Annotated in this window: 21 protein-coding genes and 1 tRNA gene; 14 read left to right on the forward strand and 8 right to left on the reverse strand. The window is 34.6% G+C overall.

Annotated elements, in window-relative coordinates:
• The first annotated feature begins 599 nt into the window (after window positions 1-599).
• Entirely contained in the window at window positions 600-1,841 is a 1,242-nt protein-coding gene (locus HPE56_RS15925) for a site-specific integrase (RefSeq protein ID WP_188244745.1), read from the forward strand.
• Here HPE56_RS15925 and HPE56_RS15930 read toward each other — a convergent pair.
• Complete coding sequence (locus tag HPE56_RS15930; RefSeq protein WP_188244746.1) at window positions 1,812-2,852, reverse strand: hypothetical protein; 1,041 nt, start codon at window positions 2,850-2,852, stop codon at window positions 1,812-1,814. The two genes, HPE56_RS15925 and HPE56_RS15930, sit on opposite strands and share 30 nt — an antisense overlap.
• Before the next feature lie 433 nt (window positions 2,853-3,285).
• Here HPE56_RS15930 and HPE56_RS15935 point away from each other — a divergent pair, with 433 nt between their 5' ends.
• The 8 genes from HPE56_RS15935 (at window position 3,286) to HPE56_RS15970 (ending at window position 11,965) form a co-directional block, all read left to right on the forward strand.
• Entirely contained in the window at window positions 3,286-3,516 is a 231-nt protein-coding gene (locus HPE56_RS15935; protein WP_188244747.1) for an HTH-like domain-containing protein, read from the forward strand.
• On the forward strand, window positions 3,517-4,215 hold the full coding sequence (locus HPE56_RS15940; protein ID WP_188244748.1) for a hypothetical protein: 699 nt from the start codon (window positions 3,517-3,519) through the stop codon (window positions 4,213-4,215). It abuts the gene before it with no gap.
• Between the two features lie 87 nt (window positions 4,216-4,302).
• Window positions 4,303-4,875, forward strand: coding sequence for a hypothetical protein (locus HPE56_RS15945; RefSeq protein ID WP_188244749.1), 573 nt, complete (start codon window positions 4,303-4,305; stop codon window positions 4,873-4,875).
• A 422-nt stretch (window positions 4,876-5,297) separates the two neighbouring features.
• Entirely contained in the window at window positions 5,298-5,534 is a 237-nt protein-coding gene (locus HPE56_RS15950; protein WP_188244750.1) for a hypothetical protein, read from the forward strand.
• A gap of 239 nt (window positions 5,535-5,773) precedes the next feature.
• Complete coding sequence (locus HPE56_RS15955) at window positions 5,774-8,944, forward strand: sacsin N-terminal ATP-binding-like domain-containing protein (protein WP_188244751.1); 3,171 nt, start codon at window positions 5,774-5,776, stop codon at window positions 8,942-8,944.
• A 350-nt stretch (window positions 8,945-9,294) separates the two neighbouring features.
• Window positions 9,295-9,891 carry a hypothetical protein gene (locus tag HPE56_RS15960; RefSeq protein WP_188244752.1) on the forward strand — a complete coding sequence of 199 codons (597 nt, stop codon included), beginning with the start codon at window positions 9,295-9,297 and terminating at the stop codon, window positions 9,889-9,891.
• Window positions 9,888-10,970, forward strand: coding sequence for a DGQHR domain-containing protein (locus HPE56_RS15965; RefSeq protein ID WP_188244753.1), 1,083 nt, complete (start codon window positions 9,888-9,890; stop codon window positions 10,968-10,970). The genes HPE56_RS15960 and HPE56_RS15965 overlap by 4 nt, the downstream gene beginning before the upstream one ends.
• 287 nt (window positions 10,971-11,257) lie before the next feature.
• Window positions 11,258-11,965: a PmeII family type II restriction endonuclease gene (locus HPE56_RS15970; protein ID WP_188244754.1), complete on the forward strand. Its 708-nt coding sequence runs from the start codon at window positions 11,258-11,260 to the stop codon at window positions 11,963-11,965.
• 1 nt (window position 11,966) lies between these two features.
• On the opposite strand, the gene dcm is transcribed toward HPE56_RS15970, so the two are convergent.
• Window positions 11,967-13,208 (reverse strand): DNA (cytosine-5-)-methyltransferase, encoded by a 1,242-nt coding sequence (dcm, locus tag HPE56_RS15975; protein ID WP_188244755.1) that lies wholly within the window; start codon window positions 13,206-13,208, stop codon window positions 11,967-11,969.
• A 373-nt stretch (window positions 13,209-13,581) separates the two neighbouring features.
• On the opposite strand from dcm, the gene HPE56_RS15980 reads away from it, so the two are divergent.
• Entirely contained in the window at window positions 13,582-14,496 is a 915-nt protein-coding gene (locus HPE56_RS15980) for a phospholipase D-like domain-containing protein (RefSeq protein WP_188244756.1), read from the forward strand.
• Window positions 14,497-14,741: 245 nt separating this feature from the next.
• Window positions 14,742-15,353, forward strand: coding sequence for a hypothetical protein (locus tag HPE56_RS15985; protein WP_223170345.1), 612 nt, complete (start codon window positions 14,742-14,744; stop codon window positions 15,351-15,353).
• A 558-nt stretch (window positions 15,354-15,911) separates the two neighbouring features.
• Here HPE56_RS15985 and HPE56_RS15990 read toward each other — a convergent pair.
• The 6 genes from HPE56_RS15990 to rseP form a co-directional block, all read right to left on the reverse strand.
• Window positions 15,912-16,175 (reverse strand): hypothetical protein, encoded by a 264-nt coding sequence (locus HPE56_RS15990; protein ID WP_188244757.1) that lies wholly within the window; start codon window positions 16,173-16,175, stop codon window positions 15,912-15,914.
• Between the two features lie 10 nt (window positions 16,176-16,185).
• Window positions 16,186-16,746 carry a BfmA/BtgA family mobilization protein gene (locus HPE56_RS20585; protein WP_317173220.1) on the reverse strand — a complete coding sequence of 187 codons (561 nt, stop codon included), beginning with the start codon at window positions 16,744-16,746 and terminating at the stop codon, window positions 16,186-16,188.
• A gap of 831 nt (window positions 16,747-17,577) precedes the next feature.
• A complete protein-coding gene (locus HPE56_RS16000; protein WP_188244758.1) occupies window positions 17,578-17,907 on the reverse strand; it encodes a helix-turn-helix domain-containing protein in 330 nt (109 codons plus the stop codon).
• Complete coding sequence (locus HPE56_RS16005; protein WP_188244759.1) at window positions 17,904-18,200, reverse strand: helix-turn-helix transcriptional regulator; 297 nt, start codon at window positions 18,198-18,200, stop codon at window positions 17,904-17,906. The genes HPE56_RS16000 and HPE56_RS16005 overlap by 4 nt, the downstream gene beginning before the upstream one ends.
• A 348-nt stretch (window positions 18,201-18,548) precedes the next feature.
• A tRNA-Asn gene (locus HPE56_RS16010) sits at window positions 18,549-18,622 on the reverse strand.
• Window positions 18,623-18,701: 79 nt separating this feature from the next.
• Complete coding sequence (rseP, locus tag HPE56_RS16015) at window positions 18,702-20,057, reverse strand: RIP metalloprotease RseP (RefSeq protein ID WP_188244760.1); 1,356 nt, start codon at window positions 20,055-20,057, stop codon at window positions 18,702-18,704.
• Between the two features lie 157 nt (window positions 20,058-20,214).
• On the opposite strand from rseP, the gene HPE56_RS16020 reads away from it, so the two are divergent.
• The 3 genes from HPE56_RS16020 to feoB all read left to right on the forward strand — a co-directional run bounded on the left by HPE56_RS16020 (window position 20,215) and on the right by feoB (window position 23,455).
• The gene (locus HPE56_RS16020) at window positions 20,215-20,889 is read left to right on the forward strand and encodes an SCO family protein (RefSeq protein ID WP_188244761.1); all 675 of its coding nucleotides are present in this window, start codon (window positions 20,215-20,217) and stop codon (window positions 20,887-20,889) included.
• 86 nt (window positions 20,890-20,975) lie between these two features.
• The gene (locus tag HPE56_RS16025) at window positions 20,976-21,221 is read left to right on the forward strand and encodes a FeoA family protein (protein ID WP_188244762.1); all 246 of its coding nucleotides are present in this window, start codon (window positions 20,976-20,978) and stop codon (window positions 21,219-21,221) included.
• Window positions 21,218-23,455 (forward strand): ferrous iron transport protein B, encoded by a 2,238-nt coding sequence (gene feoB / locus HPE56_RS16030; RefSeq protein ID WP_188244763.1) that lies wholly within the window; start codon window positions 21,218-21,220, stop codon window positions 23,453-23,455. The genes HPE56_RS16025 and feoB overlap by 4 nt, the downstream gene beginning before the upstream one ends.
• The last annotated feature ends 172 nt before the right edge of the window (window positions 23,456-23,627 follow it).

Genomic DNA, 23,627 nt, shown 5'->3' on the forward strand with positions numbered 1-23,627 from the left:
GGTTTAGAGGAGCCAGCTGCAGCCTGGCCATTTTGCTGAGACCCATATTGAGGAAAGCAAGTAAAACCCGCGGCCACACCGCCCAGGCCGCTTTCACTAAAGTGAAATGCTCTATGGACGGCTTCCCCCGCCCAATGCGGAAACCACTTGATTTAAAACGAAATCAAAAATAGGCCGTTCCTTCTTTAGAACCCCGTTCAGGGGTGTGAAAAATATAGCATTCTTCCTTTCCAGATTTATAATGATCCTTACATAAACACAACAATTGGTCATGACCCCTAAAGAAAAGCTAGACACCGCGGAAACCCTTGGAAACAAAAAAGCCACTCTTACGAATGGATTTCCCTTTTTGCTCCCCCTCTTGGACTCGAACCAAGGACCCTCTGATTAACAGCCTCTAAAGTGGTGTTTTCATGTAACGTCATATGCCTTCTTATAATCTGATTACCAATTGTTTATGAATATTTATTTTGTATTTAGCAATACAATTTTTACATTTAATAGTCTATTTGTTGTCCCTATGTTGTCCCCAATTCTACCATATGCAACTAGAGATGTCAGGGTATATAGTTTAAATGTTGTCCCAAAATATATAAAATATGATTACACTCAAAATAGTTCTCAAAAAAAAGTTGTTGTCGGATGGAACATATCCCGTTTGTTTGCGTGTTACAAAAGAAAGACAATGCAGACATTATAAGACACCGTTCAGTGCTAAGTTGAGTGAATGGGTGGAAGCAACTGGAAATTTCAATAAAAGGAATTTGAACTCTGTGCAATATAACCGCCTACTTGTAAAGTTCAAGGAAAGAGCCTATCAAATTATAACGGATTTAGAAATTGAAAATCCAGATTACACTATCCAGGAATTTGATACTAGATATAGGGTTACATTCAACCCGGTAAAAAATGATGTATTTGCCTTTTTTGATGAGATTATTGGAGAAATGACCTATGCAGGACGTATTGGAAATGCTAAATCCTATAAAGATGCTAAAACTTCAATTCAAATTTTTCATAAAATCAAAAAGTTAAATTTTAGAGAGGTAAACTCTGCTTTTTTAAGTAAGTATGATGCCTTCCTTCGATCTAGAGGCGGCACAGATGGTGGCGTTGGTGTAAAAATGCGTGCCATAAGAGCCTTGTTTAATAAAGCTATAGCGCGAGGAGTCATCAAGGAGAGTCTTTATCCATTTAAAACCTATAAGATATCGGGCCTAAGGGGTAAAGGTTTTAAACGCGCATTGGACTTTGAAGAGATTATACGCATTATCAATTTAGATCTGACTGACTATCCCCATTTAGTCGATACCAAAAATTACTTTGTTTTTAGCTTCTATACCAGGGGTATGAACTTTGCAGATATGATTTGCTTGGAATGGAAAGATGTTGAAGCTAATGTCATCTATTACACCAGAGCGAAGACCAAAGGAAACTTCTCCATAGCCATAATGCCCCCTGTTCAGAAAATATTGGACTATTATCGTGTACATGGTAATGGTAACAAGTACGTATTTCCCTTGCTGTTTCGCGAAGACTATACCCCCACCCAACTTGCCGATCGCAAACATAAAATGTTGGGGATTTATAATATAGAACTAAAGGAAGTAGCCAAACTTTGTAAAATCACGAAAAATGTCAGCAGTTATGTGGCTCGCCACAGTTTTGCCAATTGTCTGAAACAGAAAGGTATTGCCACTGATGTTATTAGTGAGTCTTTAGGGCATCAAAATTTAACTGTAACTCAAGCCTATTTAAAAGAACTGGACACCCAGATTGTGGATAAAGCACTAGAAGTGCTATTACAACCATCAAGTCAAATAATCAGAATAGTTTCCTAAAATGGGATCAACATGTTCTATTAAAGGATCAACCCAATCTGCCTTTTTCTTTGCCCAGTGAACCAATTCGGCATAGCGATCATCTATTCCAGAATCTTTATTTTGTTGCTCAATTACAGTGATATATTTTCGTAGCTGCTGTGCTTTATCATAACGCAAAGAGTCTTCATAAAAAGCATTGAATTTTTCTATTTCGGCGATCCTAAGATTTTGCTGTCGCTCCTTTTCCAAGCGCTCTTGCTCTTGAAGTTTAATATTCGCCTTATGGATAATTTTCAGGCGATTTCTCTCATCAGCCTTTTCCTCCAAATAGCCTATAATGTCTGGTATCTTTTGTATTAAGGTCTTATTTTTAGTGCTTACCCATTCACGATAAGGATAGCCTTGTGTTTTAAAAATAAGGGTCCCAGTTGGTACCATCTTATAAGACTCATAAATCAAATCCGTCTCTTTTGTTCGTTTGCATTTTTCCCTTAATGAAACCTCAAACTTTATATTCCTTACTGTTATAATGGTGCCATAATGCCTTTTAAAGCCTATAGTATGGTTCCTTGCTTCTAGATATTTTATTAGGTTGTCCATGAAAACCAAGGACCTTTTAATGAGGTTTGGACTTACTGTGATATCTATTTGATTCCTACCTGTAGTTACCATTTGAGGGGAACTATACGAAAACCTTGGTTTGGCCTGCTTTAATGCTTCCCTAGCTTCTTTAACCAATTGATGCGGCTTCGTTAAACTTAAAGACTCTGAATTAAACTTGGATTCTTTTAGTACTATTTCCTCTAATATTATTTCCCTTTCTAAATCCCCAATTAATTCGGGTTTGAATTCAGGCTTGCCATGCTTAATTTTAATCCAATAGCCAGCTTGAGGCGTAGGGATATCTTCCTCTACACAGATTTTTTTCAGATTTTGCGATTTAACATTAATTTGTTGTGCTACTTTTCGTAGACTTTTTTCCCAAATTAAAGCGTAAAGTGCTTTTCTTGTAATGGCTTCTGTATTCATTTTCAATTAATTATATTTTTCATGTAACATGAAAATAGTTCAAAAATGAAAACGAGGGTAGTCAGGGAACAATGAAAAAGCAAAATTATTATACCAAAGGAAAATGCACTATTATCCTCGTAATTTTACATGGTAAATCCAAATTCCTACCCCACCCAAAAAAACACCATACAACGGTTATTTCCGATCTTTATCGATTAAGCCAATTCAATACTTAATATTTGCTAACTTAGAAGGTTAATAACATACTCTTGGTTGTAGTACTCCCCCTCTTTACATCCACAAAAATATTATTGGAATAATAAGAAATATGAGACACTAAAATGTATTAAGGTAGGTCCAGTTAAAAAGGAAATATATGCATTGGTACATATATCTATGTGTTGGGCACAATTTGACCGAACAACAATCTGAACAATAAAAAATAGAAAATATGACCTTAAATGAATTAGGAACAAAACTTAGCGAAATGTATAATAACGCACCGAAAGGAGATTCTGTTGCTATGATACATTTGTTCGGAATTAAGTATGCAAACGAAATAAAAGAAAGCGAATATTCAAAAAAGGACATAATAAAACAATCTGGAATTTCTGCTTCATATTTGACTGAGTTGACTAAAGGAGTAAAATTGGCTGATTATGTTATCCCAAAAAATAGCTAATTGAAACAAACTGAATTTTTAGAAAAAACGAGAAACGCATATTTGCAAGCTAGAGAATGTTCTTTTTTTCCACACTCAAACTCAAGTGTTTTAAGCAGAGGAACCAGTCATTCGATTTCCTCAATTACGGAAGACCTTTTTGGTTGTTATTGTGCAGAAAAAGTGCTGGACTCAAATGGAATTAAAATTTTAATTGACCCACCAATTTCGTTTAAAGGAACTGAATTAAAGAATAAAAGTCAAAAAAGATCACTTTTAATTAGACCAGATATTGCGTTTATTAAAAACAATGTTGCAAACTGTTTCTTTGATATAAAAACTGACTTAGGATACAAAAGATTTGAACTGTTAAATCAAGCAAAAGACAGGAATAATCAACTAAATACAATTAAAGAACAATATGCTCATTATAAAGACGGAAAAACAAAAAAGGTATTCAAAGTAAAAATATCATCGCAAATTAAATTTGTTTATGTAATCATTTCACAAGGCAATATCGGAAAAGATAGAATGGAGAATTTTATCCGAGAAATAAAGCTATTGGAGAATGTTGATATTTTTGTCATTTCGAAAGGCGAGCATCTGAATTCATACAATGATATTTCCGAAACAAAAATAAACGAAACGGATTTTAATGAACTGGACGAACTGATAAATAAAAAACTGTGCCCAACAACAAAAGATTACATTTATATTTAGATTATAAAACACCTAACTACGTGCACAATATGCCGCTTAAACTTAATATTAATCTGTAGCCGTATTTTAGGACGTGACATTTAAAAAATGAACCTTATTAGAAGTCATATTTTAGAGTTCACCTTAAATCCATCGATTAATAAGGAGAATCTGTCTTTCTTTTTTACTAACGTCCGACAAGTACTCGAAAAAGAAAATCTTAACTCTAAGTATTCTAAAATTTATTTTTTTTGCAATTGGTTACTTCACCCTGAATTAACAAGAAAAAACACTACAGAATCAATTCTTAGGGAAATGCAAGAAGTGATTGTAGAGCATCTAAATGAGAAAACTGAAATAGAAATAGAATTATCAAAAAAACTAAATCTCCCTAAACTTAAACAAGAGCTTATTCTTTTTTTAAAACATATAAATATTGAAATTGGGTTTATTAAATTAAACCAATATTGGGAAATGTTTGAATCTATCCTGCTTCATTTACTTTTAGAGAAACCTGTTTTATTTGATAGAATACCAAAACTAAAAACTGATGAAAATACAAATTACAATTTCAAAGGTTTTAGACTTATCCATTACGAAAACACTATTTGCTATGAAATATTATCTAATGAGCTTGAAAAATTGAATTCTCGAATCGTGATTGCTTTAGTTAGATTGTAATACATTTAAAATAAAATTCTCAAATGAAGGAAACGGAGGCACATAAAAGACATAAGTTAGAAAAAGAGGAGAAACTAAAATCCGTTAAATCTGGAAAAAACGTCTTTCATTTATATTATTTCTCTGGCATGATATCTCCCACAAATTTGGTTGAATATGAGAATTCAATTACGGAAATAGGACGTGAGTTTAGCAGTTTCGACAAAAGTGGAGAAATTTATAATTCCGTGACCACTTTCACACTTGATGTTTGTTTCATTATCTCACAGATAACCGTTCAAAGTATAATCATTAATTCCATAAATAGTGGGACTTAGGATGCCATAAAATTCGTTTTATTAAAAATATGGAAAAAAGCGAGAAATTAAGAGATTACGGAATATAGCACAAGGGACTCTGAAAAAAAGAAACTCAGATTTGGAATGAAAGTATCAATTGATAAAAACACTCATTTGGACTTTCATTTAGATGGAGACTTAAGTGAAGGATTAGTTTTGGAATCGTTAGACAAAACTTTCGATTTTATTAAAAGTCAAAAGAAAAACCATGAATTTAAACGTGCCCATTTTATTATAAATGACAAGAAAAAAGGTAAGTGGAAATCAATTGATACGGAAAAAGAAATGAGGAAAATTGCTGCTAAAAAAGCAAAAGAATAGTTGATAAAAAAACGCATTACAACAATGCTATACGTAATGCGGACTTTAGGGCATCATCGAAAAGTCTGTGTATATTAATGAAGTCGATAACTTATGGATTTAGCCTTGGACAAGAAAAAATAAAACTAAACAATAAGCTTTAGCTTCGCGCGTAGACGGAAACGAAAAGTTTCCCTGCCTCTGCACTACGCAGAGCTCAAGCGTTGTATGCCATTAAAAAATATAAGAAGTTAGCTCCCATGCAAGAAGATAGAAACCTATTAATTGAGAAAACCAGGAAAGAAGACGAGCGTTCCGATTTAAAACAGCATGCTGATGGTATGTTACGTGATTTTGAGAAGTTCAATAAAAACTCTTCAAACAGAGCCATTTGGGAATTGGTTCAAAATGCTTGTGATTTAACAACGCAATGCAAAATTGAAATAGATTATAGCGATAACAAAATTTCTTTTTCACATAACGGTAAAGCATTTACCACTAAAACCTTAATATCTCTAGTAAAGCAAGTAAGTGGTAAGTATGGAGATGAAGATATTCCTGAAGTTGGCAAATACGGTACCGGTTTTTTAACAACACACACTTTTGGTAGGAGGTTTAAGCTTGATTCCTTTTTAGATGCTGGAGGCTATTATTTGCCTATTACAGATTTTGAAATTGACAGAAGACCTAAAATTTGGCAAGAATTAAGTGATAATATTTCGGATCAAAAAAAGCATGTTTACGATTTATTAGAGACAGAAAGTGCAGTAGAATTAAATGATATAAAAACTACATTTACTTATCTACCTGATACAGGCAAGGAGCTAGAATACATCAAAGACTCGTCAAAATATTTAGATGACTACATTCCTTTAGTTTTTACCATAAACAATAGATTAAAAGAAGTTATAATTCATCATGAAAATGGTGCAACAGATACCTATCGATTCCAGAGTAAACAGGACATAGAAAACGACAAGGGCATTAACTTACATCAGTCAATTCTTATAAAGAACAATGAAGAAATCCATCTATACAGCATAAAGGATGAAGAGGAAGAAATTGAAATCATCCTTCCAATAAACAAGAAGAATGAGGTTATACAGTTTAATGAAAACATAGCACGTTTATTTTATTATTACCCTTTAATAGGTTCAGAAGATTTTGGTATAAACTTTATTATTAATTGCAATAAATTCTTACCAACAGAACCTAGAAACACCATTCATTTAAATAGTGATAAAGACCAAGTAAAAGGAGATGAAGAAGCGAATAGGTTTATAATTGACAGGTGCTCAGACTTGATTTTTTCTTTTTTAGAAAGCAACATTATTGAAGTTAACAACCCATTGCTGTACTCCAATGTCAATTTTAAAACACATAGTGATGATGTTTTTTTAAATGATTATTTTGAAGAGCTAAATAATAAGTGGAACACCAAGTTAAGTGACTTACCCTTTGTAAAAACAAATGATGGTTTTAAACCAATCAAAAGTGTCAGCTATTTATCTGAAGATTTTTTAAATACAAAAGATGACCTTTTCGATTGTTTTTATGAACTGATTTCAAAATTTTACACAAACATTCCTGTAAAAGAAGACATTGTTAGATGGAGTAATTATGCTATAAATTGGAACAATGAATCAACAGATTTTATTGGTTATGGTGATTTACTTGAGAAAATAAGTGAATGTAATTTACAAAACTTTAATAAAAATACGCTTGCCCAATTTTACAAACACATTATAGAATCTGTAGATGTATCCTATTTTAATGGTTTAGGTTTAATTCCGAATATAGAAGGGCATTTTAATAAAATTGGGATTTTGCTGAAGCCTGATAACTTAAATGAGAAACTCATAGAGTTAGGAAAGGATTTGATTCCAACTTCTATTTCAAAATTAATTCATCCTGATTTCACTTTTAATTTTTCACTAAATGTATTCAATCGCAGGAACTTTTCTGATGAAGTTAAAAACACTTTAGATGAAAAAAATATAGTTGATTCCATTTTTTATCCGGAACATCTAAATGATGAAAATTATCACTTTGATTTAGTAGAGTCAAAACCTAAAGTTGAAGAATCCTATTTTAGATCCTTATTGACTTTTTGTAAACTATCCAATAGTATAGAATCTAGCAGTAAGCCAAATCAGTTACTAAAAAAAATATCAAAATATTACGGTTGGGATGAAAGCCTAATATACTTACCTAACCTAAGTGAAGACATTGAAAATGTAGAATATAGGTCTATACGTAAAGTTTTAATTAAGCTGTTTTGCAATCTGGTTTCATTACACAACAATAGTTGGGTTGAATCCAATACCGAATTTTTATACCAACTGTGTTATCTTTATGATGATAGCTACAAAGAGGTCTTTAAGGAAAGTAAAATCTATCCTAATCAATTATTCGAATTGCATTTATCTGATGACTTAAAAAGAGATAAAGGAGTAACAACTGACATCAAACGGTTTTATTTAGATGTTGAGAAAAAAGACATCAACGAAGTATTAATCATTGAAACATTTAATAGTTACTTACCAGAGGGTAGCTATGTCAATAACAGATATTTAACAACCATAATTGAAGAAACATTATTTCGGGATAATATTAATGATATAGATAATCATCCTCACAAAATTACAATCCTTAAAATCATCCCGAATTTAACAGACAAGTCTTATCAAGATTTATTTCAACTTTTAAATGAAAAAAAGGCGAGTATAATGATTTCGGTGGTTTCCAAAGAAGAAACGAAGGAAGACATTTTTTCAATTGTAACATTAGATGATGAAAAAATTAAAAACATAGGAGATTTAGTCAGAAGTGCCAATTTCGAAGAAATACTAAATAAAGCAATCGAAAATATTGAAGATGAGAACCAACGAAAAACCAATTTCCAATTCAAACATAAAATTGGTACTCATATAGAAGAAAAACTAAAAGAAAATTTAAAACAGTTATTTCAGCCGGAAGAAATTAAATGTGAAGTTTTAGGTGAGCAAGATGGTCAGGATATAGTTATCAAAATTAAAGATGAAGTTAAATATTACATTGAGGTCAAATCCAGATGGGATAAACGGACATCAATTAAAATGTCTAGAAATCAAACATTGAAGTCTAATGAACAGCAAGACATTTACGCTTTATGTTCTGTTGACATGACAGATTATCATGGAGAGGACAGATACGAAATATCAGATATCAATAAGATTTTAGATAAAATCAAATTCGTCAACAATATTGGCGAGCAGGTCGAACATTTAGTTAAGGTGTTAAAACAAACTAAAGAGCAAGACGAGATTCATCTAGATGGAGATTATAGAACTTTAGTCCCCCAAAAAGTAATTGAAGAGTTTGGGTTAAGTTTTAATCATTTCGAAGACTACTTGATTAACTCATTAAAAAGCACAGTACATGCAGAGTAAAACAAAACAAGTAAATTTCTCCGGGGGAAGCCCACGGAGCATTTTAAAGGAACACGTTTTCAAGCCCTAACCATGTACTAACGAGACAAGTCTCGGAGTATTTAATCCTTTAGAATAAAATAAAAACGGCATACAACGGTTATTTTCGATTTTTATCGATTTAGCAAATACAAGACCTAATATTTGCTAACTTCGAAGGCTTAGAACAAACTCTTGGTTGTAGTATTCCCCCTTCTTTACATCCGCAAAAATATTTTATAATAATAGGTTTTATAGTAAATGAAATGTGCTAACATGTCACTGTATCGATAAGCTAGTCACAAAATAAAAAAACTGTAACTGATGAAAATATGCGAAAAATTACACAACTTCTCTTTAACCCATTTAAAATTATATCAGAGAATAGAGGCGAATTCTATATATGGTTTTTGTTTACAATAATTACTGGTCAGTTTGGGATTATAGCTAATGTTTTAGTAAGAAAATTTACTAATGGTACACCAATTTCCTACTCTATTTTAATGGATTCAATAAATGGGAGTTTTTATACCTTTTCCATTGCGTTAGTAGCCTCATTATTAGGGCCTATTTTTATTGATTTTATCAATTCAAAAAAGCTCTATTTTAAAACCTTAAAAACCTTCACAATAATAGTATCCATTTTCTTTCTGTTCATTACAGGTATTATTTATGCAGCAATTCAATCAACAACTTCCAATGCTACTGTAATCAAAAATCTATCTATTGATTATACTCAAATTATTATATACATATTGGCAATACTCATTGTTTCATACGGATATTGCATTTTACGACTTGATAGGAAAAAAGCAGATTTTGGCCATTTAGATGATCCAATGTTCAATGAGGTAGATGACAAAAATGTTGAGCATGTTATTGCTGAAAAAGAAAAAGTTGTTACAGACTCAAAAGGTGTAGAATTATGATAAAACTCAATTACATAAAAGTAGAACAACCAATAGGCGAGTTTTATATAACTTCAATTGATGCATCAACGCTTGCAAAAGTTGTTATTATAGAAAGAAGAAACGACAATCCTGATGCAGTGCAAAGAGAACAATCTGAAAAGAGGATAAAGGAAATAGCAAAATATACTGGAGATTCCGATGCTACATTTCCAACTCCAATAATTATTGCAGTCGATGATAACGCAAAAATTAATATAGACGAGAAAAATCAAATTATAACTTTTGAAGACAACCAAATAATCGGCGAAGTAATTGATGGACAACATCGTCTCGAAGGAATTAAATCATCAAATAACATTGGCAAATTCCAATTACCTTGTGTATTAATGTTCAATTTATTTCCAGAACAAAAGGCATATGTTTTCTCAATAATAAACAGCAAACAAACTCGAGTAAATATGTCTTTAATTTACGACCTATTCGCTTTATCTACCACAAGGAGTCCTTATAAAACTTGTCACGAAACTGCCAGAGCTTTTAATAAAGAAAAAGATTCTCCTTTTTACAATAGGCTGAAAATGCTTGGAAAGAAGACTGATGACCAAGAATTAGCTTCATTATCACAAGGAACTTTTATTAAATATATGCTAGAATTAATTAGTAAAAATCCTGATGAAGATATGCGCAATCTAAAAAATGGTCAATCACTTCAGGAAGACAAAAGATGTGTTTTAAGGAATTACTTTATTGATGAAAAAGATGCGATTATATATAAAATAATGTTCAATTTATATTCTGCAGTCAAATTTGTTTTTACAGATGAATGGAATAATCCTAACCACTATATTATATCAAAATCTATAGGCTTTGGTGCTGTGATAAAAGCGTTTCCAGAAATTTATGAAATTGGGATTATAAAAAATAAATTGACAAAAGATTTTTTCATAGAAATATTTCAACAGTTTAAACAAGATTTGGCAGATAAAGAAATAGAATTAACTTCTAAATATTTTGGATCCAACGAACAAGCACGCATGAAATTGGCTAATTTAATTAAAGAATCGGCGAAAAAAAGCCCTTTGTCTAAAAAAATATAAACACAATAGAGTAATTAGTTGTCAACCAAAAGTATTTTTGTAAATCACAATGTCAGTTAAAAACCCAAAGGTAATTGAGCAAATCCCGATACTCCGATTAAAATTGACCGTTAAGAATAATTAAAAAATAACCCATAAAAATGACAACAAGGTTTGCATAATTTTACTATGAAAACTACGAAAGTGTTAACGACCCATATTTAATTATTCATTGAGCAGTTCGTTATTTTCCTGTTCAAAAATAATTAAAGCAAATTTTTATAAATACAATAAAACAGCAAACATTAATGGACAATAAACAAAGAAAACAGATAATAAATAACGCAAAAGAATTTTTTAGAAATGAAATTGTTCAAAGTCACATAGACGGTGCCTGTGAAAGAGCAAGTAGACTTTCTGAATATAATGTTAATCCATTCTTATTTAAATACTTAGCAAACTTTTTGACAGGAAATGACGATCCCAAAAGTATCGCAAGAGCCTTAGTTTTACCTAGGATATTAGGTTCCTCCATTACCACATCCTTTGGAATGAAAATACAGAATTTAATTAGTTCACTTTTCAAAGGACTTGGCTCTACTACTCAAGGTATTGATATAGAGTTTATAGATGAAATAGATGGAAGGAAAAAATATTGTCAATTAAAAGCTGGGCCTAACACAATTAATCACGATGATGTTACAACCATAATAAATCATTTCAATGGGGTTAGAAATCTTGCACGCACTAATAATTTAAATGTTGGTATAAGTGATATGATTGTGTGTGTAGTTTACGGCGAAGAATCAGAATTGAGCTCGCATTACAAAAGAATAAGTGGATTTTACCCAGTACATATTGGACAAGATTTTTGGCACCGATTGACTGGAAAAGAGGATTTTTATTATGAACTAATTGATGCCATAGGGGAGGTAGCTCTAGAAGTTGATGCCAGCAAAGTTGTCGAAGCGACCATAACAAAACTGGCAAAGGAGATTGCCGAAAAGTATCAATAAACTATTTTTTCATAGTTTTATTATACTCATTTAAAAACTTAATAACAGAGTACCCGAGCTCCTGACCCAAATTTACAGGAACAGCATTTCCTATTTGCTTATATTGTTGAGCTATAGAACCGGAGAATTTCCAATCATCTGGAAAAGTTTGAATCCTAGCATATTCTCTAACTGTAAAAGGACGGGTTTCATCAGGATGACATCTTTCTGTTTGCTTTTGAGCTGGGCTACACGTAAGGGTTAAACACGGTTCGTCCCAGCCAATTCTTCGAGCCATTCCTGTTTTTCCTCCTCCTAAATAAAAACTACCTCCCATATACTCTTTTTGTAAATTTAAAGGCAAATCTCTCCAATAACCTTTCTGCGGAATTAAATCAAGTATTTCTTTTTTATATTCAGGATATTTTGCTCCATCCGATTTAGGTACATTTTTCTCAAATAATTCTCCTTTTCTTAAGGCATCCTTTAAATTGTAAATTTTATTATGCTTTTTTGGATATTTGTAAGGAATATCTATATCTTTTCTAACACCAACTAAAATCAACCTTTCTCTTTTTTGCGGCACTCTATAGTTAATTGCCTTAAGAACTTTAACGGGAACAACCTTATAGCCTATTTCATCAAGAATAGAAATCATCCCTTCTAAAGTCTTTCCTTTTTCGTGACTTAATAACCCCCTCACATTTTCCCCTATACAAATAGGAGGGTTTACTTCTTTAACAACCCTAGCAAATTCATAGAACAATGTGCCCCTCGCGTCATTTAAACCAAGTTTTTTTCCGGCATAACTAAAAGCTTGACAAGGAAATCCGCCGGTCACAACATCAACCGCATTTCTATATTTCGAAAAATCAAATTCTTTAATATCACCCTCCAATACATTCCAATTAGGTCTATTAGTTCGGAGGGTTTCACAAGCCCATTTATCTATTTCATTTAAAGCAACACACTTCAAACCAGCCTTTTCCATTCCTACAGCTAATCCTCCTGCTCCAGCAAACAACTCAAGTACCGAATACTCCTGGAAAGGTTCAACGTAGTTAGAAACGCCATCTTCAATTTCTCCATCGAATAAATTACCTAATAAATTCTCTACGTCTTCTTTTAGGTAGACACGGTAATTCGAAACAGGTTCCCGCACTGCACTCAATATGCCTTCATTATCCCATCTTCTCAATGTTTCCTTACTTTTACCAATTAGTTCCGCAGTTTCTGCTAGAGATAAATAATCTTTCATAACCATATTATTAAACCTTATACAATGGTTACAAATTTAGGATTTAAAATTAAACTTGCAAGGATAAAATAAAAAAAATCAACTACCAAGATAATATTATCTAAGAGGCAATAATTCCTTGAGATAAATCCAGAAACATTTATTATTACTTTTCCTTTATGGAACCTAAAAAAAATGATACTGTCAGTTATGGGCTACCCATGATATATATTCAAGTTATCAAGCAAGAAAGCGAATAATTCAAATACAAGTACAGAAAAGATTGTATTAAACACCATGTAGGAGAAAGGTGGCAATAAAGTCCAAGGCAAGTCGTTCTAAATTAACATTTATTTCTAACATGTACCAATAAATTACAAACCCAAACTACCAAAAAAAAATGACAATAGACGGACAATTTTTATTTGATAACCAATTAATTGCAGCAGTTGAGAATCTAATAAGAAATTCTAAAAATGAATTATTATTAATATCGCCTTTCATCGACTTGGATAAAAGAATCCAAGATGCCTTATATGAAAAAATCGAAAAACCAGATTTTAAGTTAAGAGTATTGTTCGGAAAAAACGAAAATAACATTTATAAAAGTATAAAAAATGAGAGTTTAGATTTTCTAAAAAAATTCCCTAACGTTGAGATTAGATATAATGATAGGCTCCATGCCAAATTCTTTCAAAATGACACTCAATTTATCTTAACAAGCTTAAACCTATACAACTACTCATTGGCAAATAATATTGAATGCGGATTCTTGGTAAATTTTGCATCTACAGGAATATTGGGGAAGGTGATGGATGGTGCGGACACACTAATATCCCAAGGGGTTTCAAGTGTAAAAAATAATGTTTTTGGCATCGAAAATAATGAAACAGATCCTCTAGAAAAATTTAATCTGATTTATGAAGGCTCTGAATTAAAGTTTAAAAGTGAACCTATATTGAAAGTAAACAAGGGAATTAGTAGCTTAATTGGTTCAAAAAAATTAGAGGGAATTAATATTGTCAAAGACGAACTTATTCAGGTAGAAAAATCAATTAAACAAAAGCCTACAAATTCTGGAACCAACAGTAGAGTTAAAGCAGTTGAACAAGAAGTACATTCGGCATCAAAAATTTCGAAATTATTAGATATGAAACAACCCGAATTTGTTTCCATAATGGAAAACGAAAAACTAATTAATGGTAATCAAATAACTGAATTGGGGATAGCTAATGGTTTAGTTATGAAAAATTATATGGGTCGCGACTACATTGGATATCCAGAGAATATCGTGAAAAGAGTAAAATTGGTTTAATGCATATAACTATTCAATTAAAACAAATATTAATATTTACCTTTTGATCACGACTTTTTACAAGCCAAGGGGTTGTTTTACTGGAAGGTTGAATAATTTGCATGAGCTCTTTTAAGCCAAAGAAGTATCATCAGTTTAATCAAATATGCAAATTTTGACTAAACACAAGTGTAAATTAAACAGAAAGCAACCCACAGAATTCCATGTCGCAATACCTTAAACCATAGTCATAAATTGAAAAAATCGTGAATGAATTAAGAAAAATACTTGCAAAACCAAAAGACGGAACGGAATCTTTAACTGATATTGGAACCAAAATTAATTATAATCTTTTGGATTTTTGGAGATGGAGTGTTTCGGACATATTGAGTAATGCCACTCGCGGAAGATTTGCCGAATTTATTGTGGGGACGGCAGTTGGACTTAAGTCCACGGATTTACGTGAGGAGTGGGATGCCTTTGATCTGACAACTGATTCCGGAATTAAAATAGAGGTAAAATCCGCAGCCTATATTCAAAGCTGGAATCAAAAATCGTTTTCAAAAATCTCATTTTCAATAAAACCAACCCGATATTGGGATTCAGAAAATAATGTGCAAGGTGACGAACCCAAAAGACATGCGGACCTATATGTTCTTTGTCACTTAAAACATCAAGACCAAAATTCAATAGACCCCCTGAAAATGGAACAATGGGACTTTTATGTTTTACCGACCTTTGTACTTGACTATTACCAACGAAGTCAACATTCAATTACCTTAAATTCCTTAAAGAAACTTACCGCTGCAAAACAATATTCCGAGTTAAAGATGGCGATTGAAAATGCCTATGATGAACAAAGAAAAAAATGTCTCTAATAAGCCGACGACCCCAAACAAAATAGCTTTAGCGGATAAAAAAACACAACCAATCCCTTTACATTTTCTCATTAGGCCAATGTGTATCCACCCCTTGGTTGCGAATGAGACTTTGAAAATTCCACACCTCAGCGGCATCTTTGTAAACATCTTGGGGGCTCCTGCCCGTTTCCATTAAAATAGGCACAAACATCTCTATGACCTCTCCTATTATCTATTCCACATATAGCCTTGTCCTTCGTGGTACTATTTTAGTATTGCCAAATCACTAAAAATTTTCAACTCAGGGCCTAAGAAAGGGAAAAAAATAATTGACGTTCAAGCATTTGTATTAGAACGAACCGTTGAATTTTTCGATTATTAGGTCACCTTTATGAATATTCATTTGCAATTTACGGTATGTTACATCATGGTATATATCACTTAGACCAGCTTGGAATAATAATCTAATTCCTAAACGTACGAAGCAGTCTATCTTTCGACTAATTAACTTCAAATTTGAGTTTCCCACAAAACGAACTTTTAAAAAACGGACACAACCCCAAATCTTACCATAACTTAACCGCGCTTGGATCCTGTCCGATTTTTGTAGTGTTCGGGTAGATAATCGTTAAGCAAAAATCGGATAGGGCGCACTTGCTTATTTAATTTAGAACGGGATTCATTTTTGATGGCGGTAAGTAACCGTGCGGTGGCAAGGATAAAGGCATGGGGCGTTCTTTCTACGCTCCATGCTTTTATGAGCGGTTCCGAGGAGGTTGGAAAATCCGGAGGTTTTTCAACTTCCACAGGAAGTTGGATTTGTTTATCGGAATTATCCAATCGGGTTATTCTAGTGCAATTCTTTTTTCAACTTTAGTTTAAGCTTATCGAAATCCTCAGGAGTCATATTCAATTGTAACTTTGGCTTCCCAAAATTGCTTTTTACCAATTGTACTTTGTTTAACAGGGCAATTAATTCCGTCCTGTTTTGCTTTAGATCGTTTTTAAGATTGGTATTTTCCTTTTCTATGTTAATGGCCTCCTCCACCTTTTTAAAGAACCTATCCCTTTCCGGATCGGATTTCCGACCTTCCATTAGCAAGGGAGCTTGCCTGCGTTTCTTTTGTGGCGAGTTTTCAAATAAAAGTTCTATCATGGCCTTGGTCGGAAGGACCCCATGTTTTTCCATATTCTTCATAATGGCGACCATCGCATTAAACCGTTTCTTGATCAAATTCTGTATGGTCCTTCCATTGGGACCAAAAGATTCCTTTGGGGAAATCTCGTTGTAAATAAAGAAATCCAACATCGTTTGTAGGGCCTCCGTATGGGTCTTGAAAAACCGTCTCGAAAACGTCTGGAACTGCTTTGCTGTATCTTTCTTAAAACGAATACCTATAAATGGGTTCATAATTTTCTGTTTTGTCGCAAATTCTCCCCTAAAAATGGGCGTTTACATGGTGTTTGTCGCAAATTTTCTCAGATTTAGAAGTAAAACAATTTTCAATTCATTGAAAATCAACAACTTAAATATTGTAACGTGGCTTTAGCCCGTTACCCTCTTGCTATTCCTTTGCTCCGTTTTACTTCGTACCGGAATACTTTCTTTATGACTTCTAAAAGGCCCCTCCCGATGTATGATTTTTTTTGTTAGCTTCCAAAACTTTACGTTCATTCCAAAAGTTCTATTTTTCTCTTTCACCAGCTATTTTCTTCGGCTAGGACCATCCAACTTTAACCGTTTGAACATCCTTATGAACCTTTCCAAAATCTGTGTTCAGTACCGGTTCTCGATATGAGAAAGGCTAAAATTGTTTGTGTTATGTGTTTTTTTCCTAGGCTTTCGGAATTCCAATAACATTTGAGTGAAATTCAAAAACCCGCAATCCTTTTTTAAGCGATATGTTCGACACATTTTGAAATTCGAATACACCATTCCAATACCTTTCAAAATGCTCCAAGAAGCTCTTATTCGCAGCCTTCACCTCGAAATGGAGTTCGGCATAGGGATAACATTCTTTACCTCCTTGAAAAAAAAATTAAAAAAATCTGGAGCGCGAAGCGGTTTATGTTCCGTTTGTTTTTTAATACTGATCTAACCATGCTTTTTCTATATCAACTATTCCGATATCAGATTTCAATTTTCTTTCTCTCTAGTTTATAGATAAATTATTTTTTTCTCTTCTTTTTTTACTTGTTTATTATGTTCGACACTTTTGTCCATTCCGCCCGGTCAATAATGTCAACGCTTCCATGCTAATAATGTCATGCCCGGGTCGCCAGTGTCATATCCAAAATATAACAGACTTCTCAGGAAGCGCTTTCTTCCATTAAAGGATGTTTCCTCTATCCAGCCCAAGGACTTTAGTTGTGAAATGTACCTGCTAACCTGTCGTTCGGAAATATGAAGAAAGGAAGCAATGTACTTGTTGGACATATAACATTCCATACCCTTTTCGGTAAAGCTGTGTATCTCCAAAAACAAGATTTTGGCATACCAGTTCACTTCCGTGTTCAGATAGATCGCTCTCGGTATCCAGATACCCTGAAAATTTCTTTCTTCAGGTTTCATAATTTTCTCTTGTTTTTCACCAGGGACTTGTTGAACCTATGTTCAAAAGTCTCATCGGAAAGGTCGGGTTCCCCCAACAACCAAGCGTCGATGATATCCTTGTCAAAAAATTTCTGGCGGATATGGGGATTGTTCCCCATGGGAATCAGCTTTAGCTGGGTCAGTTTGTAGATCTTGCTTTTGGAGAGCCCGGTGTATGCGGCCAGATCCTCCACGTTCATTACTTTCTTGGTGTGGGCCAGTAAACCTTTGATATCGGATAACAGTTCCACTACGTTTTCATTTTCTTCCATGATATTTGCTTTAAGTTTCTCTTCAAATTAGAGAACCAAAAACCACAGAAAGTAGTCCGGGAAAATTTTAACTTAAAAAAACGATAGTTATTGAAGGATTGTCAACGATTCCTAAAAAAAGGTTCGAATTGCGCAACACGCCATTATCATGTGATTGTATTTGAAAGTGGAAGCTGAATCCGATTTGAGATGTAGCACTAACTAGTTTCTTCTGTTGAAAGTGCCTAACTAAGAATAATTTTTGGAGTCTTTGAGGTAATATTATGCAGAAAAAAAATGTTGTCCCTATGTTGTCCCCATGAAAAGAAAAAGGCCTCACGATTTCTCGCAAGGCCTATTCTTATTAAGCTCCCCCTCTTGGGCTCGAACCAAGGACCCTCTGATTAACAGTCAGATGCTCTAACCAACTGAGCTAAGGAGGAATTTATGTCACTTTAATATCTTAAAGCGGGTGCAAATATAAATGCTTTTTTCAAATACGCCAAACAAAAAATAAATTCTCTATTTAAATAACCATTTATACACATCATTACCATTTGCAAATAGCAACAATGCTATTAAAATAAAGAACCCGATCATCTGTGCATATTCCAAAAATTTGTCACTTGGCTTTCTTCCTGTAACCATTTCATACAATAAAAAGGCAACATGACCCCCATCCAAGGCTGGTATGGGCAGGATGTTCATAAAGGCCAGAATAATGGATATAAAGGCCGTTGTGTTCCAAAAGACAGGCCAGTTCCAACTCTCGGGAAATAGTCCGCCTATGGCCGCAAAACCACCAACTTCCTTATAGGCCCCTGTATCGGGATTGAAGATTTTCTTCATACCCTTTATATAATTTCCCAGGGTGGAAATGCCCTTGTCAACGCCAGCAGGTATCGATTCCAAAAAGTTATACTCCTTGGTTTTTATATCAAAATAACCTTTTTCCGCATAGTCCTGCATGGTCAATCCGCCAATGTGAACGCCAATTGTAGCCTCATCGCTCACCTTTGCTGTCAAGTCCACAATATCACCACTTTTCCTTTTTACGGTTAGCACGATTTCCTTTCCCTTATTGGCTTCCAAAATGGGTTTTACCTGATCGACATAAGCCACTGTTGTTCCATTTACTTTTATGACCTCATCGAAAGCTTGAAAATCTACGTCTTTATTCTCTGAATCTTCCGCAACATCCTTAATGATAAAAGGCAACCTATAACTCAAAAACCGTACTTTATCCTTATCCTTCGATAAGGTGGCGATAAAATCAACAGGAATATCCTGTTCAAAACTTTTCCCATCCCTTACTACGGTCATGGTCTCACCATAAACGATTTCCGGCAAAATATTCCTAAAGGCTTCAATCTTATTGCCATCTACGGCAATGATCTTATCCCCTGTTTGTACCCCGAGTTTATCACCAAGGGTTTTTTCGGTAACCAAGAAACCATCCTTTAAACTATCAGCAGGCACATATTCATCACCATAGGCAAAAGCGAGTCCCACGTAAATAATTACCGCCAAAATAAAGTTTACCGTTACCCCGCCCAACATAATGATCAAACGTTGCCAAGCCGGTTTGCTTCTAAACTCCCATTCCTTAGGTTCTTCCTTCATGGCTTCGGTATCCATGCTCTCATCTATCATACCGGCAATCTTCACATAACCACCAAGGGGCAACCAACCAATACCGTAAACAGTCTCCCCTATTTTTTTCTTGAAAAGTGAAAATTTAATGTCGAAAAACAAATAGAATTTCTCTACCCTGGTCTTGAAGATCTTGGCAGGGATAAAATGCCCTAACTCATGGAGAACAATTAAAAGTGAAAGACTTAAAAAGAATTGTATAATCTGTATAACGATCGGACTCATTTATATTTTCTAAAATTGAACGCACAAAAGTACACTTTTACAAGGTCTTACAAAAAGAAACTATTGAGGCGACTTCCTTTTTATTAAATTTTTAGCAGCTATGATACCCCCAATATTTGATAAGTGAACAGGACTGATGTACCTTTGGGAAAAAATCATGCGTTCCTTTTTCGGTAAGTACAAACTATTCGCCATTGTGTTTTCGAGCATATCGATCATCATCATGGTACTCTTTTACAAGGCCCTCCAACCTAAAACCGTATTACCCATTTACCAGCCGTCAATGGTCAACCCCGATTTGGTCGACAGTACCCTGCAACACGTGAAAAAGTACCACACCATAGCCGATTTTTCGTTGACCAATCAAAACGGTAAAACCATTACCCAAAAAGATTATGAGGGCAAAATCTATATTGCCGATTTTTTCTTTACCACCTGTCCTACCATCTGCCCTATCATGACAAAAAATATGGCCGGCATACAGGAAATGATCAAAGATGACGATAATGTCCTTTTGCTCTCCCATTCTGTAACCCCGGTCATTGATTCCGTTGCCCAATTAAAAAAGTATGCCCTTGAAAAAGGGGTTAACGATGCCAAGTGGAATTTGGTGACTGGCGATAAAAAACAGATATATGAATTGGCCAGAAAATCCTATTTGGCCGTTAAAACGGATGGCGATGGCGGCCCGTTTGATATGATCCATACCGAAAATTTCATCTTAGTGGATAAAGAACGTAGGATCCGTGGTTTTTACGATGGGACCAAATCAGAGGACATCGGGAAATTAATGGATGATCTTAAAATACTCGAGGCATCGTATGATGAATGAATTCTTCGAAGATTTGCGTGCAATTTACCCCTCAAATTCACTTTTTTCCTTTACTTTTGCCCTTACTTATAATCATTCTAAATAAAATGAGCACGAGTATTGCACATCTCAAGCGCGGGCAGAAAGGGGTCATCAGGGAATTTCCCGATGATTTTTTGCCTATAAAATTGCTCGAATTGGGGTGCTTACCGGGTAATGAAGTTGAATTGGTGCAAGTGGCACCCTTTAAAGATCCCTTATATATCAATGTAAATGGCTCCCATATCGCTATTAGACGCTCCATGGCCCTGAAGATAGAATTGGATCTTATTGAAGACACCCCAAGTGTATGAGCAAGCAAATCAATGTTGCCCTGATAGGCAATCCCAACACTGGTAAAACGTCTGTTTTTAACCAATTGACCGGACTTAATCAAAAAGTAGGCAATTATCCTGGAATCACTGTTGAGAAAAAGGAAGGGATCTGCAAGCTGCCACGAGGCGTAAAAGCGCATATCATCGATCTTCCGGGGACCTATAGTCTCAATACCACATCCCTTGATGAGAGTGTCGCCGTTGAACTGCTTTTGAACAAGAATGACAAGGACCACCCTGATGTGGCCATTGTTATTTCCGACGTTGAAAACCTAAAACGAAATCTTTTACTGTTCACCCAGATAAAGGACTTGGAAATACCTACCATCCTGGTCATAAATATGGCCGATAGGATGGTGCGAAAGGGGATAACATTGGATATTGATCTGATGGAAAAAAAGTTGGATACCAAAATAGCCCTGGTCAGCACCCGTAAAAAAACCGGCATAGAGCGATTGAAAAAACTGATTGCCGACTATAAAAATCTATCTATTTCCCCAAACGTCGACACCACTGTCATTGCACCTGAATATTTTAAAAGTTTACAGGAGACCTTTCCCAATGAAAACCTACACAAACTTTGGTTGGTCATTACCCAGGATGTAAACTTTATGCCCTTGGAAAAAAAATTGATCAAGGACACTTCATCATTCAATACAAAATCGAAATCCGAACTTAAACGTCTACAACAAAAGGAGACCATTAAAAGATATCAATTTATAAACTCCATACTCAAAGAAACTTATAAGGTTGATGCCAATGCAGCCAAAGGATTAAAAGCAACCCTTGACAAAATCCTAACGCATAAGATATTCGGATACCTCATTTTCTTTGTGGTACTACTTACGATTTTCCAAGCCATTTATGATTGGAGCAGTATTCCCATGGACGTTATAGATGAAACCTTTGTCTCAGCCAGTGAATGGGTAAAAGACTCATTTCCCCCTGGGATGCTCACCAATTTGATTGCTGAGGGAATCCTGTCAGGAATTGGTGGTATTGTTATATTCATTCCACAGATCGCATTCCTTTTCTTGTTCATTTCCCTTTTGGAAGAATCAGGTTATATGAGTAGGGTGGTTTTTCTCATGGATCGCGTAATGCGCCCATTCGGGTTAAGTGGTAAAAGTATTGTTCCCCTGATTTCCGGAACGGCTTGCGCCATCCCCGCCGTCATGGCAACCCGAACCATAGAGAATTGGAAAGAACGTCTGATAACCATATTGGTCACGCCTTTTATCACGTGTTCCGCACGGTTGCCCGTATATCTTATCATAATCGCTTTGGTGATACCAGAAGGTCGATTTTTAGGATTGGGCTACCAGGCCATGACCTTAATGTTATTGTATTTAATAGGATTTGGAGCTGCCATACTTTCCGCCATGGTCTTAAACAAGGTCTTGAAAATCAAAAGTCGCACCTTTTTCGTAATGGAAATGCCCAATTACAAACTCCCATTGATTAAGAATGTAGCCTATACGGTTTGGGAAAAAACCAAGAGTTTTGTTTTCGGTGCAGGAAAGATCATCTTGGCCATATCAATCATATTGTGGTTTTTAGGTTCAAATGGTTTTACGGAAAAGTATGAAAATGCCGATTCCATCATCGAACATCGAATTCAAACCGAAGGCTTGTCAGTCTTCAATCAAGAAAGTATAACCAATGACCTTGAAGCATATAAAATCGCCCTGAACGATAGCATAGCCAAAAAGGTGTATACCATTGGCCCGGAACAGGTAAAAGACTCCATACATAGATTGGATAAGGAATTGTTCGAAAAGGCAAAACATCAGGAAATAGCAAGTTTTAAACTTGAGAATTCCTATATAGGCAATATGGGTAAGGCTATAGAACCCATGGTAAGGCCATTGGGCTATGACTGGAAAATCGGTATTGCACTGATTACTTCCTTTGCGGCAAGGGAAGTTTTTGTAAGTACCTTGGCCACTATTTATAGTGTGGGAAGTGACGAGGAACACACCATAAAAAACAGGATGGCGGCTGAGATGAATGCCAACACCAATAAGCCCCTGTTCAATTTGGCTTCGGGCATATCCCTATTGCTTTTTTACGCCTTTGCCATGCAGTGTATGAGTACCTTGGCTGTTGTCAAACGGGAAACCAATTCATGGAAATGGCCGGCGGCCCAATTGGTTTTTATGAGTCTTTTTGCTTATATTGTTGCTTTAGTCGCCTATCAATTACTGAAATAGCATGGAATTATTTCAACAAATAGTGGTTTATATTATCGTAGTACTCGCCATAGCGTATATCGTGAACAAATTTCTTTTGCCCAAATCGCTGTTTTCTTCAAAAAAAAGTTCCAAAAAAGTTTGTGGTGAAGATGGTTGTGGCTGTCATTGAAACTAGCCAACAATTTTTATC

It is taken from the genome of Maribacter aquimaris (assembly GCF_014596745.1).
Lineage (GTDB): Bacteria > Bacteroidota > Bacteroidia > Flavobacteriales > Flavobacteriaceae > Maribacter_A > Maribacter_A aquimaris.

Bases quoted from the DNA above. Each gene is read 5' to 3' on its own strand.
- HPE56_RS15925 (WP_188244745.1), top strand. From the start codon at position 600: ATGATTACACTCAAAATAGTTCTCAAAAAAAAGTTGTTGTCGGATGGA.
- HPE56_RS15930 (WP_188244746.1), bottom strand. From the start codon at position 2,852: ATGAATACAGAAGCCATTACAAGAAAAGCACTTTACGCTTTAATTTGG.
- HPE56_RS15935 (WP_188244747.1), top strand. From the start codon at position 3,286: ATGACCTTAAATGAATTAGGAACAAAACTTAGCGAAATGTATAATAAC.
- HPE56_RS15945 (WP_188244749.1), top strand. From the start codon at position 4,303: ATGAACCTTATTAGAAGTCATATTTTAGAGTTCACCTTAAATCCATCG.
- HPE56_RS15950 (WP_188244750.1), top strand. From the start codon at position 5,298: ATGAAAGTATCAATTGATAAAAACACTCATTTGGACTTTCATTTAGAT.
- HPE56_RS15955 (WP_188244751.1), top strand. From the start codon at position 5,774: ATGCAAGAAGATAGAAACCTATTAATTGAGAAAACCAGGAAAGAAGAC.
- HPE56_RS15960 (WP_188244752.1), top strand. From the start codon at position 9,295: ATGCGAAAAATTACACAACTTCTCTTTAACCCATTTAAAATTATATCA.
- HPE56_RS15965 (WP_188244753.1), top strand. From the start codon at position 9,888: ATGATAAAACTCAATTACATAAAAGTAGAACAACCAATAGGCGAGTTT.
- HPE56_RS15970 (WP_188244754.1), top strand. From the start codon at position 11,258: ATGGACAATAAACAAAGAAAACAGATAATAAATAACGCAAAAGAATTT.
- dcm (WP_188244755.1), bottom strand. From the start codon at position 13,208: ATGGTTATGAAAGATTATTTATCTCTAGCAGAAACTGCGGAACTAATT.
- HPE56_RS15980 (WP_188244756.1), top strand. From the start codon at position 13,582: ATGACAATAGACGGACAATTTTTATTTGATAACCAATTAATTGCAGCA.
- HPE56_RS20585 (WP_317173220.1), bottom strand. From the start codon at position 16,746: ATGAACCCATTTATAGGTATTCGTTTTAAGAAAGATACAGCAAAGCAG.
- HPE56_RS16000 (WP_188244758.1), bottom strand. From the start codon at position 17,907: ATGAAACCTGAAGAAAGAAATTTTCAGGGTATCTGGATACCGAGAGCG.
- HPE56_RS16005 (WP_188244759.1), bottom strand. From the start codon at position 18,200: ATGGAAGAAAATGAAAACGTAGTGGAACTGTTATCCGATATCAAAGGT.
- rseP (WP_188244760.1), bottom strand. From the start codon at position 20,057: ATGAGTCCGATCGTTATACAGATTATACAATTCTTTTTAAGTCTTTCA.
- HPE56_RS16020 (WP_188244761.1), top strand. From the start codon at position 20,215: ATGCGTTCCTTTTTCGGTAAGTACAAACTATTCGCCATTGTGTTTTCG.
- HPE56_RS16025 (WP_188244762.1), top strand. From the start codon at position 20,976: ATGAGCACGAGTATTGCACATCTCAAGCGCGGGCAGAAAGGGGTCATC.
- feoB (WP_188244763.1), top strand. From the start codon at position 21,218: ATGAGCAAGCAAATCAATGTTGCCCTGATAGGCAATCCCAACACTGGT.